Source organism: uncultured Cyclobacterium sp. (assembly GCF_963977555.1).
Classification (GTDB): domain Bacteria; phylum Bacteroidota; class Bacteroidia; order Cytophagales; family Cyclobacteriaceae; genus Cyclobacterium.
The window spans coordinates 143,410-158,551 of record NZ_CAXBPD010000011.1; the positions used below are offsets into that span (position 1 = coordinate 143,410).

At 38.2% G+C, this 15,142-nt stretch carries 9 protein-coding genes; 3 read left to right on the forward strand and 6 right to left on the reverse strand.

Features of this window, described 5'->3' with window-relative positions; translation table 11 throughout:
- Window positions 1-8: 8 nt before the first annotated feature.
- The 4 genes from AAC073_RS15030 to AAC073_RS15045 form a co-directional block, all read right to left on the reverse strand.
- Entirely contained in the window at window positions 9-1,961 is a 1,953-nt protein-coding gene (locus AAC073_RS15030) for a hypothetical protein (protein WP_339924607.1), read from the reverse strand.
- A 285-nt stretch (window positions 1,962-2,246) separates the two neighbouring features.
- A complete protein-coding gene (locus AAC073_RS15035) occupies window positions 2,247-4,460 on the reverse strand; it encodes a DUF4954 family protein (RefSeq protein ID WP_339924608.1) in 2,214 nt (737 codons plus the stop codon).
- A 27-nt stretch (window positions 4,461-4,487) separates the two neighbouring features.
- Window positions 4,488-6,323, reverse strand: coding sequence for a glutamine--fructose-6-phosphate transaminase (isomerizing) (gene glmS, locus AAC073_RS15040; RefSeq protein WP_339924609.1), 1,836 nt, complete (start codon window positions 6,321-6,323; stop codon window positions 4,488-4,490).
- A 295-nt stretch (window positions 6,324-6,618) separates the two neighbouring features.
- Window positions 6,619-8,004 carry a sulfatase-like hydrolase/transferase gene (locus AAC073_RS15045; protein ID WP_339924610.1) on the reverse strand — a complete coding sequence of 462 codons (1,386 nt, stop codon included), beginning with the start codon at window positions 8,002-8,004 and terminating at the stop codon, window positions 6,619-6,621.
- A gap of 93 nt (window positions 8,005-8,097) precedes the next feature.
- Here AAC073_RS15045 and AAC073_RS15050 point away from each other — a divergent pair, with 93 nt between their 5' ends.
- The 3 genes from AAC073_RS15050 to AAC073_RS15060 all read left to right on the forward strand — a co-directional run bounded on the left by AAC073_RS15050 (window position 8,098) and on the right by AAC073_RS15060 (window position 12,057).
- Window positions 8,098-9,192, forward strand: coding sequence for an SGNH/GDSL hydrolase family protein (locus AAC073_RS15050; RefSeq protein WP_339924611.1), 1,095 nt, complete (start codon window positions 8,098-8,100; stop codon window positions 9,190-9,192).
- A gap of 296 nt (window positions 9,193-9,488) precedes the next feature.
- Window positions 9,489-10,595 carry a DUF5009 domain-containing protein gene (locus tag AAC073_RS15055; protein ID WP_339924612.1) on the forward strand — a complete coding sequence of 369 codons (1,107 nt, stop codon included), beginning with the start codon at window positions 9,489-9,491 and terminating at the stop codon, window positions 10,593-10,595.
- A gap of 52 nt (window positions 10,596-10,647) precedes the next feature.
- A complete protein-coding gene (locus AAC073_RS15060; protein ID WP_339924613.1) occupies window positions 10,648-12,057 on the forward strand; it encodes a Gfo/Idh/MocA family oxidoreductase in 1,410 nt (469 codons plus the stop codon).
- A gap of 64 nt (window positions 12,058-12,121) precedes the next feature.
- Here the strand turns inward: AAC073_RS15060 and AAC073_RS15065 are convergent, their stop codons facing one another.
- Together AAC073_RS15065 and AAC073_RS15070 are read right to left on the reverse strand one after the other, a co-directional pair.
- Window positions 12,122-13,750: an ATP-binding cassette domain-containing protein gene (locus AAC073_RS15065; protein ID WP_339924614.1), complete on the reverse strand. Its 1,629-nt coding sequence runs from the start codon at window positions 13,748-13,750 to the stop codon at window positions 12,122-12,124.
- Window positions 13,751-13,831: 81 nt separating this feature from the next.
- Complete coding sequence (locus AAC073_RS15070) at window positions 13,832-15,055, reverse strand: multidrug effflux MFS transporter (RefSeq protein WP_339924615.1); 1,224 nt, start codon at window positions 15,053-15,055, stop codon at window positions 13,832-13,834.
- Between the last annotated feature and the right edge of the window lie 87 nt (window positions 15,056-15,142).

The window sequence follows — 15,142 nt, forward strand, 5'->3', positions numbered from 1 at the left end:
TATTTTAATTATTCTAATACGATTCCTTCTTCGAAGGTGGCCTTTATTATTTGATGGGGCTGGGATTTGCTTAAGTAATAAATACCCGAATTTTCTCCATGGAAACTTTCTATAAATAAATTATTTTTAAGGCCTTGAAACTTTACATTTATTTTAAATGCCGGATGATTTTCTAAGATTACTTCTTCAACAACCTTTATCGAGGCATGAATAAAATCAGGAATTATTAATTGCCTTTCGGTTTGTTCGGTATTTGTAATTAGTTTTTGGCTTTGGACAGAAAGGTCAAAAAACTTTAGATTGGTTTCAAATCCCAATGAAATGGGAAGCAGTTTCAATATCCCATAGAACTGGTAAATATCGTATAGCCTAGCATTAGTGGGAATAGATAGCTGTTGTTCGCCTTGAAGGGGATTATTTGCGATTAGGGTAATCGTATCACCATAATGGATTTGAATTTTCGTGTTATTGATTTCATACTGCCTTAATAATGGGAAAAGGGCTTTTTCATCCAATAATAGAGCGTAAGACGACTTTTTAATGCGATTGAATTTCGTGGTGTCAGTGCTACTTTGGATTTTCCCCATAGCCACTTTCTCTTGATTGCGAAATTCTGTTACGGTAGTGATTAGAAATGCTTCAAAGTCGTCTTGAATAGAAGCAGTGGAAGGAAGATTGTTATCAGAAAAAAGCTGCAGAACAGCCTTTTTTAAACCTAAAGTGTCACTGTCTTCATCAAAGGATTTGAAAATTTTAGTGAAGCCTTCATTTATAGCATTCACCTGATCCATATTAAGGCCTAATTTATTGCCTTTTCCTTCAAAATCAGAAGAAACGACGTTTTTTATTACAAGCTTGTTAGGCTTGAATTCTTCAGTTAATTCTTCAATTTGGAACTGCCAAATAGGTTCGGATCTAAATTTTACAGTTAAATTTTCTTTCCATGTGGATGGACTTTTTATCGAATTACTCGTCTCCATTCCAAAATTAGCCTCATTAGAAGCGGTATTAAAAAGGGGCACAATTTCTGGCATGGGTTTGGGGTCAATGGCTATTGAGTTACTCGATAAAATTGATTTTAAATGTAAACGATTTAGATCTAATGAATCTATATCAAAGGGATATTTGTCAAAAAACGATTTGAAGTTTAAATCACTCTCTTGTAGTTCATATCTATGTATTTCCAATCCTATCGTAGGAATACCTTCTATCTTGTATACGTTAAATAATGGCTGTTTTTCACTTCCTTCATTTACCACAAACTTACCCGGCTGCCCTTTATATTTAGGTATTGAGAATTGAAATCCCTGATTACCCACATTGGAGGAAGCGATGCCTGATCCTCTTAAAATTCCTTTGTTTTCCTCGAAACTTATTTCTCCGGAAATTACTTCCAATTCTCCATTGGAAGTAATTATTTTCCCTGATAAATTATTAATTTTTGGTTTTGGGATTTCCTGATTTTCAATGTTTAAATGCAATATGATTTTATTGCCATCTACGTTGGCAAAAGCAATGCTACCCTTCATCGATACCAGGTTTGATTGCGTATCATAATAAAAATCGGTGGCAGATGTGGCATTTGTAAAATTTGCAGGTTTCAAGGAGGGGAGACAGAGTGTTGGGAAAAATTCAGCCCTGTCTATATTTCCTTGCCATTTGTCCGTAGAATTTAACCCTTTCTTTAAAACCAATTCATTCCATTGAATGATTGGAGTGTTATGATTTGTCAAAATATCAGGCAGTAGGCAGTAGATACGTTCTTTACCCTCAGGAAAAACCATGATTTTTGGCAATGATATCTGAAAATTACCTTTGAGGGATTGGATCTCTAAATAACTTTGATTCATTGCTGAAGAATCAATTTTAAGATCAGGACAAGTTTGCGCATATAATTGAATTGAATCAATTGCGCCTAATATACCAACCAAAATCACAGTGAAAAAAGCTTTTCTGATCATAATTTATGTGGATTTGGTACAAATGCCGATTTAAATATAATTTAGTAAAATATTTGGGGTTTAAAAAGTTAGATTACTAATAAGCCATGGAGGTTTGATGATATTTTAAATAGAAGGAGGAATTCCCAAAGGAAAAAAGATTATTAGCTCTATTTCCACAGTTTCCGATTAAATAATGTCATATTATTGGTTTGGTAGCTTTATGAAATAATTTAGGGATCAAAAAAAAGGAGAATAGCTTTAGCCATACTCCCTTCTAATTCCAAACCAGACAAATACCTTCCACTAAAGGTCTAAGCTATTCAGGTAATCATTTATTTGCTGAATGAATTTTTGACACTCTTCTTTTTCTGTTTGGATGAAGCCATTGTCTTCCAATGCGCCCAACACGAGATCTCTTTCTTCCTCGTCGGCATATACCATGTTTCTAAAAGAGTTGTCATAGTCCTTTTTCCTACTGGTGTAAATTTTTTCAGACATGGATTGGCGAAACGATTTTGATTGTTCCAGCATTTCTTGTAATTGACCTTTATCAAAATCTGAGCTTGCTATTCCTCGATCTGAAAAGGCAATGGCAAAGGCATGTTTGGTTTTAGCTTCGGCATATTCATTACCGAGTATTTTGTATCGGTCGTGCAGCTCATTCCAACTATTGATTTCGCCTTCTTTTACATCTGCAATCAATTGATCCATGCTAAGTTTTGGCACCAATTGACCACCGACATTAATCCATTCATCTGGAGCAGGAAGATTGGATGTCAAATCCATGATGAAGTCCTCATTACTCAAATCTGCCTTAGTATAATATTCTGACAAGCAATAAACTGGATAATATTGAATCAGTTGTTTGAAAAGGGTATAAGCCTCAACAACCTTTATCAATCTAATTTTCCTTTTACTATTTTCCCACCCATTGGCAAAAATGTCCAAGTCTTTAACTTGGGGATCTTTCGAAGAAAGTAATTCTTCACCTTTTTGTCGGATAGATTGATTTGATACTACTTGTTCAGGTAGGTGTTTTGCATAATAAGCCTTACCACAAAGCGTTTCTAAAACAGCAATGGAATTCAAAACTTCTACCATACTGTCAGGCGCTAGGAAATCAAATTCCAATCGTTGAAACTTTTCTATTCTCTTGTCTCTGGCTTTGTATTTCCAGGCGTTCCTAGATAAAGCATACAGGTTATATTGAAACCAATAGGCAGGCATTACGATCAACTCATCGTGAGTCACATCGTTGCTAAGTAGGGAAAAAGGAATGGGAATATCCAACTCAGCAGGATAATCACCTTTGGCCACAATGGTAAAGGTAGCCAAACGAGAATTGTGTTTAAGGCTGACACATAAGCCAGGCCAAAAACCTCTTCCAGCAATAATCTCACCATCTGCTCCTCTGGAGTTATGATTGGAGCCCACTGTGGCTCCAGCGGCCATATTGCTTTGACCTTGCACGAGTGCAGCACACAAAAAGGAGTTGTTATGGTGCTGCTCGTGGGAAGGGAAAATTAAGGAATTCAAAACCTCACAACAAGAAATGGTGGCATTGGAACCTAAATAGCTATTGATCAGTCGGGCACCGTACTTAAGCTGAGATTGAGCAGCCATTAAAAACCTCACTGCTTTGACCCCATAAAAGAGCGTGCACCCTTCACTAATAATTCCATTTACCAATTCACAGCCTTCACCTACTTGGGTGCTAGCATCCGCTGTTGAATGTATTGTGAGGTTCTTAAGTTTATTGGCACCTTTGATATATGCATCTGATCCTATCCATACATCTTTGATGATCAAAGTATTCTTAATGATACAGCGGTCTCCAACTTTACCATAATAGCCTCTCTTAACATCAAATTCGTTTTGAGTAAAAGTGAGGAGTTTGGATTGAAAGTCTTTATCTGTTCTGTATCTGGACCACATCCAAGCATCACCAGGGAGCATGCCACTAAATGGGGCTACTTTTCTGCCTCCATTTTCATTACATAGCTCAAGCCATATCCTTACATCTTCTGATTCCCCTTCCTTTACAATACCGTTGCCAAACTTCGCATGGCTAGTTGTGGACATTTCATTGACATTAACCAAGACTACCTCATCACCTAGAATGTAATGCGAAAGATAGTTAACATTGTCGATGACCACATTGTCCCCAATATCGCAGCTGATAATGGTACTGTTGTAAAGGCCTACTGGCATTCTTAAATTATGGTATTCCAGGAAAAATGGTTCCAGTTTTCCAATTCTGATCAAGCCGAAAAATTTGCAATTTTTTACCAGATCAGGATTGAAAGCATCTGATACTAAAACGTTGTTCCAGTTGTCTGCTTGATTGTGGTTTCTTACAAGTTGTTCAAGTTCACTAGCACTTAAGTTCCGAAACAAAGTTGTTGACCTGTTTTGTTTGTTTCGAAGGTAATATTCATCTGCACCTTCCGGCAAATATTTAGGATCAATGAATTTATAGCCTAAGGATGACAGTGGGTGGCGAGAGATTTTATTCATTCTAAAAATTTTTATTTAAACAAGGAGCTATTCTACAGTTACAGATTTCGCTAAATTCCTAGGTTTATCTACATCCAGCCCTTTTGCTAAGCCCGTATAATAAGCCAAAAGCTGTAGTGGGACTACGCTTATCAATGGCGCGATAAGTTCATCAGCAGCAGGAACAGAAATGATGTCATCCGCTATTTCTTCGAATACCGTATCATTTTCAGTAACTACAGCCAATACCATTCCTTTTCTGGCTTTGATTTCTCTTGCATTGCTAACGAGCTTTTCATGATACAAGTCTTTAGTGGCCACAAATACCACAGGTAGTGTTTCCTCTACTAGGGCGATTGGGCCATGCTTCATTTCGGCAGCTGGGTATCCTTCTGCATGGATATAGCTGATCTCTTTCAATTTAAGCGCTCCTTCAAGGGCTATAGGAAAATTATACCCCCTTCCTAAAAAAAGAAAATCTCTAGCCTGCTGGTATTTAGCGGCTAGTTTTTCGATTGAGCCTGCTGTATTCAGCACATCCTGAATTTTTTCTGGGACTAAGGAAAGTTCGTTTATGTAATGTTGGTACTTTTCTTTAGATAAAGTCCCTTTGGCATAACCCAGTTTAATCGCAATCATGTAGAGAACCGCCAGTTGGGCAGTAAACGCTTTGGTAGAGGCTACGCCAATTTCTGGACCAGCATGGGTATAAGCTCCAGCTTCTGATAACCTGGCAATACTCGAACCTACGACATTGACTACTCCAAAAATAAAGGCTCCCTTGCTTTTGGCATTTTCAAGGGCGACCAATGTATCTGCTGTTTCCCCACTTTGAGAGACAGCAATGATCACATCTCCTGGGTTTATCACAGGGTTCCTGTACCTAAATTCGGAGGCATACTCCACTTCTACAGGTATTCGACAAAGTTCTTCTAGCACATATTCCGCCAATAGGCCAGCATGCCAGGAAGTACCACAGCCAACTATTATGATTCTTTTGGCTTCTTTCAACAAATCGAGGTGTTGGTCAATGCCTCCCATAGTGATGGTGCCATTTTTGGCATCAAGTCTTCCTCTAAGGCAATCAAAAACAGCCGTAGGTTGCTCAAAAATTTCTTTCAACATAAAATGCTCATAGCCACCTTTTTCTATGGCTGCCAGCTCCATGTCAAGCTTGGTAATAAAAGGAGTTATTCTTTCATTGCCGGGGTTTTTTAAGATCAGTTCATCTGGCTTTACGATAGCCATTTCATAATCATTGATATAGACCACTTCTTTGGTATATTCTATTATAGGTGAAGCATCAGAAGCTAAAAAATGCTCGTTTTTGCCAATACCTATAACCAAAGGGCTACCTTTACGGGCAGCTATTAAAGTGTCAGGTTGGTCCTGATCTAAAATAATGATTACGTAAGCACCCACAATTCGCTTCAGTGCTATTCTGACTGCTTCCTCAAGGTTTTCCGCATCATTTTGGTAGATGTCATCTATGAAATGAAGCAATACCTCGGTATCGGTTTCGCTTTCAAAAACATACCCTTTTTGCAGTAACTCTTTCTTTATAGGTAAAAAGTTCTCAATGATGCCATTGTGGACCATTGCCAATTTACCTGATTTTGAGCGATGAGGATGGGCATTTCTGTCAGAAGGTTCTCCATGAGTGGCCCATCGAGTATGGCCAATTCCTGAATGGGCATGAAGGTTTTTGCCCACCAGAGAGGATTCTAGCTCTGCTACTTTCCCCATTTTTTTATAAACAGACAACTCTTTGTCTAACAAAGCTACGCCTGAACTGTCATAACCTCGGTACTCTAATCGCTGAAGGCCTTTTAAAATTATTGGATATGCTTCTCTGGATCCAATGTATGCTACTATACCACACATAATAAAATATCGGAATAAAGTTTTGTAAAAATGTATTAAATTATATTATTCCGAAATTTAATGAATAAAAATGATGAATTGCAATACTGAATTTTGAGCTGAATACTTTAGAAAATTAAAAAGTAAAGAAAAGTTTTCCTTACTTTTTAATTTTTAAATAAAGTTTAGCTAGAATTTTATATAACCAAGGATCGTTTGAGGTTAATTTTATTAATTAGAGGATTGATTTAAATTATCTTTATTCAGAAGTGAGAATTTTTAAAAACAATACATGAATTAAATTGAATGATTTCACTTATTTTATTTCATTTTTTATTTCATTTATCCAACTTTCATACATTTCGTTTAACTCTTTAACCCTTTCTGGATATTTATCAGCAAGGTTACTTACTTCCGTCGAGTCCATCTCCATATTGGTGAGGTAGAGTTTGTCTGCTGCAGTAAAAGTTAACTTACCCGTTGGGTCATAAGGATTACCAAGTAATTTCCAAGGTCCTTTTCTAACAGCCCAGGCGTGTTTTTTATCATCGGGGAATCCAGTGCCCCAAAACATGGTTTCGTGTGGAGTGGCTTTTCTTGGATCCAAAATCAACGGTAATAAACTTTTACCGTCTATTTTTTGACTGGAAGGTATATCGATTCCAGCTAATTCGGCAAGTGTAGGCATCCAATCGATACTGTTTGCCCAATGGTGTCTGCTTTCACTTTGTGGAATTACAGAAGGGAACCTGATGATGGCAGGGACTCTTATGCCTCCCTCTAACATACTAAACTTTGCGCCACTTAAAGCTCCTGAATCGCCACCCCCAAAAAAGGCACGTTCTTCTACGCTAAAGCCATGATCTGATTGGTAGACAATGATCGTGTTATCGAGTTCACCTATGGCTTTTAAATGTTGGTATATTTCTCCAACCATTTCATCAATTGTGGATACAAATGCGGCATATTCTTTTCTAGGCGTTTCGAGGTTGCTATAATAATCTAGCCACTTAGGGTCTCCTTGATAGGGGTAATGCGGCATATTTATAGCCCAATAAGTGAAAAAGGGTTGGTCTGATTTTTCACTTGTAAACTGCTTCATCTCTTGAACCATCAGGTCACCGAAAAATTCTCCAGGTCTGTAGATTTCTGTTTCATTTCTATAAAGGTCATGTAGGTTTGGACCATGCCAGAAGAAGAAGTGTGAATAATTATCAATACATCCTCTTTGGTGCCCAAAAAAATAATCAAAGCCTTGACCATTGGGTAGCTTCTCTGGCGTATGGCCCAGATGCCATTTGCCAATTAAACCTGTTCTATATCCGTTGGATTTGAACATTTCCGCCATGGTTACCTCTTCAGTAGGTAATCCGGATTTACCTTCAGGATCAGAGTTGGGAGGAACGACATTGCCAAAAAGACCAGCATTAAAATTGTATTTACCGGTCATTAATGCTGCTCTTGAGGGGGAGCACACAGGTGCTGCCGCATAAAATTGGGTGAATTTAACCCCTTCTGTAGCCAATCGGTCAATATTTGGTGTTTTAAGGTCTGTAGCGCCATAACTTCCAAGGTCTTTGTAACCTTGATCATCCGTAAGGATGACAATAACATTTGGTTTTTTATTGGATTGCGTTTGGGCCACTAAGGAATTTCCTAGGGACAGTCCGATAATCAGACAGATGGAAAAGAATTGGTTCACAGTTTATTGATTTTTTTAGGTTTTTATCTTCTTAATTTTTCTAAATTAGTTGCTTAAACTTTCCTAAAAAATAATTTCACTAATTATATCAAGATGAATCTAAAATTGTTTTTGGCAATGACCGTATTGTTTTGCCAGTTTTCATATGTTACTGCTCAAGTTGATTTAAGTTGGAAAAATCCTTTGAATATCCCTGGCAAAAATCTTGTCCATGGTCAAGGATGGCCAGCTTTAGATTATCACAGACTTCCAGATGAGGCAGAAAATAAGGTTAGAAAAGCAGTATGGAATTTATCCAGACATGCAGCTGGAGTTAAGCTACGGTTCAGTACCAATGCGCAAGAGATTAAAGTAAGGTACGTTGTCTCTGGACGTCAAGAAATGCCTCATATGCCTGCAACAGGTGTTTCGGGGCTGGACCTGTACAATAGGGAGGGTGATCGTTGGGTATGGGTTAGGGGCAGTTATTCCTTTGGTGATACCATACAATATAACTTCCCCCTTAAAGCAGACAATATTACTTTAAAGAACTTTGACCTTTACTTGCCATTGTACAATGAAGTAACATTTCTTGAAATAGGCGTTGATGAAAAATCAGACTTCAGTTTTATCGCTCCTGGTAATGATGATCTGCCTGTGGTTGTTTATGGAACTTCCATTGCTCAAGGGGGCTGTGCGTCCAGACCAGGTATGGCTTGGACTGCCATTTTAGAAAGAATGATCAATAAGCCAATGATCAATCTTGGTTTTTCTGGAAATGGTCTTTTGGAAAGACCCCTAATTGGTTATATGGCTACGATTAACAGTAGTCTTTATGTTTTAGATTGCTTACCTAATTTAGTCAGAAACACCTTTTCTGAAGAGGAAGTAACCAAAAGGATAATCGATTCTGTTAGAGAATTAAAAGCAAAGAGGCCTAATACACCAATTCTTATGGTCGAACATGCGGGCTATACAGATGAAATGGTAAACAAAGAAAGGAAAGAGTCCTATCAAAATCGAAATGAATTGTCCAAGGCAGCATTTAAAAAATTGATTGCTGAGGGTGTGGAAGAACTGTATTATCTGGAGAAGGATGAAATAGGCCTTTCCATGGAAGGAACCGTTGATGGAACACATCCTACTGATTTGGGAATGGATCAACAGGCCAGAGGCTATTATTCAATCGTAAAAGAAATTTTAGACTAGGGAAAAAGAGCCACATTTTGTTCTAAAAGAGCCTATATAAATTCCCTCTGGATGGAATTGGGTCAAATCTCTCGACGTGTTTATTTGACGGTTTCACTTAATTAAAACTTTCATTTTATTCTATGATCCAACAGGGAATCTATGGGATCATTTGGCATGAGGTGAAAAAATTTAGAATTAAAGGGTAACCAGTCATATAATTTATAGGATGTACTATTTGAACCTGAACCTTGAAAAGCTATATTTGAATTATCCCTTTAAGGTAAATGAACTATGATTTTCTTCACTAATTAATAATGACCACCATTCAGAATGCCAGTAGTAAAAGATTAATTTCTCTGGATGCCTATAGAGGGATCACGATGTTTTTGCTGGTTGGAGAGTCAGCAATGATTTATGGTGTATTCCAGGAATTGTTTTCTGAGGGATCTTTAGGATATTTGTTTTTTAATCAGTTCACTCACCACCCTTGGAATGGGTTAAGGTTTTGGGATCTCATTCAGCCCTTTTTTATGTTTATCGTAGGGGTGGCCATGCCATTTTCTTTGAACAAACGATTGGCGAATCAAGGTGATCAAAAGATGGTAACAAGGCATATACTTAAAAGGTGTCTTCTTCTTTTTCTCTTTGGTACTGGTTTATACTGCATTCATGCTGGAGAGTTGGTATTCGAGTTATGGAATGTCCTCACGCAATTGTCTTTTACCATTTTATTCACTTATTTCTTAATCAGGAAACCATTTAAGTATCAACTTGCCATTTCTATCGGCTTACTGGTATTAACGGAATTGATGTACCGGTTATATGATCCCTCGACTCCTTTTATCAAAGGGGAAAACTTTGGCTCCTTTATAGACATGATTTTGATGGGTAAAATTAGCAGTGGGGGATGGGTAGCCATAAATTGCATTCCTACAGCAGCACATACCCTTTGGGGAGCAATGTGTGGTAAATTTCTGCTAAGCGATGAAACGAATAGCAATAAGATTAAATATTTAATAATTGCGGGTCTGTCAGGCTTGGCTGTAGGTTATGGACTAGATTGGTCTGGGATTACTCCCATTATTAAAAGAATTTGCACTAGTTCCTTCGTTTTGGCATCTGGTGGATGGGCCATTTTGGTGTTGGCCTTCTTTTTCTGGTTTATAGATATAAAGAAATTCAACAAATGGCCTTTTGTATTTATCGTTGTAGGTATGAATTCCATATTCATTTATTTGTTTGCTAACCTATTGGGGCATGGCTGGTTAACAAAGGTGGTTCATATTTTTAATTATGGATTTTTGGAACCGATTGGGGTTCCCGAGGTACTTTTAGCTTTGCTTAATGGTATGATAACGTTGGCCATTATGTGGTATTTGTGTTATTTCTTATATAAAAAGAAAGTGTTTTTTAAAATCTGATGATTTTAAATTGAAAATAAAATAAAAATTCAACTAACTAATTAATGTACTTATGAGTAATAAAAGGAGAGAGTTTTTGAAGCTCTCCGGCCTTGCCGGATTAGGAGTCGTGGGAACTGGTTTTAAAGGGTTGTCACTAGAAGAACAAAACAAGGTATTGGCGCAAAGTAAGAGAAGTCATACCCAGAGATTTAACATGTCAGGTTACGCTGCTCCTAAATTGGATGTGGTAAGAATAGGGATTGTAGGTTTAGGAAGCAGAGGGCCTGGAGCAGTCAATAGGCTCAGTAAAATCGAAGGCGTAGAGATCAAAGCACTTTGTGATTTGCTTCCTGAAATGGTAAATAAAGTAGTGAAGTCATTGGAAGGCACTTCCCATACGCCCGATACTTATAGCGGTTCTTCCTACGCGTGGAAGGAAATGATGGACAGAGATGATCTCGATTTGATCTATATCGCTACCCCTTGGGAGTGGCATACGCCTATGGCTGTTTATGCCATGGAGGCGGGCAAACATTCCTGTTGTGAGGTGCCTATAGCTGTGACTTTGGAAGAGTGCTGGCAGTTGGTAGAGACATCCGAACGCACAAAGAAGCATTGCATGATGATGGAAAACTGTTGTTATGATTTCTTTGAATTGATGACACTTAACATGGCTAGAGATGGTTTCTTTGGAGATGTATTCCATGGAGAAGGAGCGTATATCCATGATTTGTTGGGATTGAATTTTGCCAAAGATGGCTATCAGGACATGTGGCGTTTAAAGGAGAATTATAGGGATGGTAATATTTATCCAACTCACGGATTAGGGCCTGTTTGCCAGGCAATGGATATCAACAGAGGAGACCAGATGGATTATCTTTCTGCTCTTTCCAGCAATGATTTTCTCATGAAAGCCCACGCTCAGGAGTTGGCTAAAACCGACGATTTTTACAACTCCTATGCTACTAAAAATTTCAGGGGTAATATGAATACCACAATCATAAAGACTAAAAAAGGGAAATCAATTATGCTTCAGCATGATGTGAGCTCTCCTCGTCCTTATTCTAGACTTCATCTATTGAGTGGTACTAAAGGTATGGCCAGCAAGTATCCTACGCCTGGTATTTCTACAGGACATGAAGGCTGGTTAAAAGCGGAAGAAATGAAGGCTTTAGAAGAGAAATATACGCCAGAGATTGTTAAAAAAGTAGGAGAGATGGCCAAGAAAATTGGAGGTCATGGTGGAATGGACTTCATGATGGACTGGAGGATGATTGATTGCCTTAGAAATGGTCTGCCATATGATCAGGATGTATACGATGGGGCACTGTGGAGTGCAATCGCTCCATTGAGTGAGTGGTCAGTAGCCAATAGGTCCAACTCTATAGATGTACCTGACTTTACAAGCGGAGCTTGGAAAACGAATTCACCCGTTGACCTTACCTTAAATGGTGGTGGAACAACAGGCGTAAACGTCTAAAAAATAAAAAGCTGTGGAATTAATTTCCACAGCTTTTTATCATAATTATTTCAAAGACTTCTTCTTATTTTACTTTTGAAGTGCCATACATTTTTTCTCTTAGCGCTTTAATCTCTGTACTCTCAAGATAAGACTCATAATCCATTCTTCTATCGATTGTTCCTGAAGGGGTGAATTCGATTATTCTGTTGGCTACCGATTGAACAAAAGCGTGATCATAAGAAGAGAATAAAACAGTTCCATTGAAATCTATCATTGCATTGTTAAGGGCATGAATGGATTCAAGATCCAGGTGATTTGTAGGTTCATCCAATACCAATAAGTTTGGATTTTGAAGCATCATACGGGAAAGCATACACCTTACTTTCTCACCACCCGAAAGTACTGATGCTTTCTTAAAAGATTCCTCACCCGTAAATAACATCCTTCCCAGAAAGGTTCTTACGTAGGCTTCCTCTTGATTGTCGGAATATTGACTCAACCAGTCGATTAACTTCAAGTCAGAATCAAAGAAAGGAGAGTTATCATTTGGCATATACGCCTTGTTGATGGTTACTCCCCATTTATAGCTTCCAGATTGAACTGGATTTTCATCCATTAAGGTTTGAAAAAACTTCGTTACCGCTTGTTTGGTTTTTGAAAGAAAGGCTATTTTGTCCCCTTTATCGACCATTAAATTGACATCAGTAAAATAGGTGGTGCCATCATTTTTCAACTCAAGTTCTTCAGTGAGAAGTATTTGGTCGCCAGCTTCTCTTTCTGGTTTGAAAATAATGCCTGGGTATTTTCTGGTAGAAGGCTTGATTTCATCTACATTCAATTTCTCTAGCATCTTTTTCCTTGCCGTAGCTTGCTTTGATTTGGCTACGTTGGCAGAAAATCGCTCTATAAATGCTTGAAGTTCTTTTCGCTTGTCTTCAACTTTTTTGTTTTGATCTGTTTTCTGCTTGGCGGCAATTTGAGAGGATTCATACCAGAAGGTATAGTTTCCAGAGTAGATATTTATCTTACCGAAATCTATGTCCACAATATGCGTAGCTACTTCATCCAGAAAGTGTCTATCGTGAGATACAACAATAACTAGATTTTTGAAGTTGATCAAAAAATCCTCTAGCCATCCAATCGTTTCTGCATCCAAGTCATTGGTAGGTTCATCAAGAACCAAGATATCAGGGTTGCCAAACAAAGCCTGAGCAAGTAGCACCCTTACCTTTTGATCTCCTGAAAGGTCTTTCATTAATTTGCCATGAAGACTTTCCACTACTCCTAGTCCAGACAATAAAGCCGCAGCATCACTTTCAGCATTCCAGCCATCCATCTCCGCAAAATCAGCTTCCAATTCGGCTGCCCTTAAACCATCAGCCTCGCTAAAGTCCTCCTTCATATAGATAGCGTCCTTCTCAGTCATGATATCAAAAAGCTTTTGATGACCAATAATGACAGTACGTAAAACCTCTTCATCCTGAAAGGCAAAGTGATCTTGAGACAATACAGCCATTCGTTGGCCAGGTGTAATGTTTACACTGCCCGTAGTACTATCCATCTCACCGGTAAGAATCTTCAAAAAAGTTGACTTACCGGCGCCATTGGCGCCGATAACGCCAAAACAGTTTCCGGGAGTAAATTTTAAATTAACTTCTTCGAACAGGGTTCTCTTGCCGAATTTAAGGGATAAATTATCTACTGAAATCATTCTTTTTCCTTACTGTTTTAATAATAAAGTGCAAAGTTAAAAAATTATTCCAGTATCACCTATTATATAGTAATTTGCCCCTTAACTAGGTTTCGAATTATGGTACCTGTTAAGCAGCTCGCCTGTCGAATAATAGTATCTAAGCAATACAAGTCCTGCAACTAAAATACAGGAAGCCATTAATAGGACCATAGGTATAGCCGTTCCATTGTGAAATACACTTACTAAAGCAGAAACAATCCCTCCAATGGCCATGCGCATAAATCCCATCATTGCAGCTGCACTGCCTGCATCCTTGGTAAAGGGCGCAAGGGATATTGCTGCAGAATTAGGTACACTTAATCCATGGCCCGTTAAAAAGATAAACATCATGCCTATAAGGAAATAGACATTGAAGATATTTGCCCAAACCCCAATGACCATTATAAGACCAATGACCAGCTGGTAACACAGCGCAGTAATTACAATGGTTCGGTTACTAAAGTGATTTAATAGTATATGATTTAACTGGGTAGCACCTATCATGGCTATTGACAAAAAGGCGAACAGCCAGCCATATTCGGTGACAGATAATCCATAGATATTAATAAATACATCTGAAGAACCTGCTATATAGGCAAATGGTGCTGCACCGGCAATCCCACCAACTAAAATGTAGGTCAGGTACTGTTTGTCTTTTAATACGGCTATGTATTTGTAGGTAACAGCTTTGGGTTTTAGTGATACACTTGGATCAGGATCTGCTCCATCTGGAAGTTGCCATTTGCAAGCTAATATTATGAGCGTACAAAGAATAGACAAGATTATAAAGAGCCAATGCCAATGGAAGTGAGCAGTGATATAGCCCCCTAAAGTAGGCGCTATCATCGGGGAGACAGCGATAACCAATGTTAGCATGGCAAACGCTTGTGCAATTTTATTTACTGGGAAAATGTCCCTTACCAATGCCTGGGCTGCTACCATGCCCACACAACCTCCAACGGCTTGCATAAAACGCATAAAGATTAGCGATTCTACAGAGGAGGTAAAAGAACAGCCTATAGAGGTAGCCACATAAATCCAGAGACCTATATAAAGAGGCTTTTTTCTGCCAAATTTGTCAAGGAGCGGTCCATAAAACAATTGTCCGATAGCAATCCCGATCAAGTAGCTTGTCAAAGACAACTGTACATTTGAAATACTTGTGGAGAGACTATCAGCTATGGCAGGGAAGGCTGGTAAATACATGTCCACAGAAAATGGACTAATGGTACTGAGTGCCCCTAGAATCAAAACCAGAATAAAGTAGTTTTTTTGTTCCTTCATAAGAATATACAAAAGTAACCATTAAAATACATATTCTGGCTTCTTTGGATAAACCAAGCGATTTAAAACAAATGAATAAACAAAAAT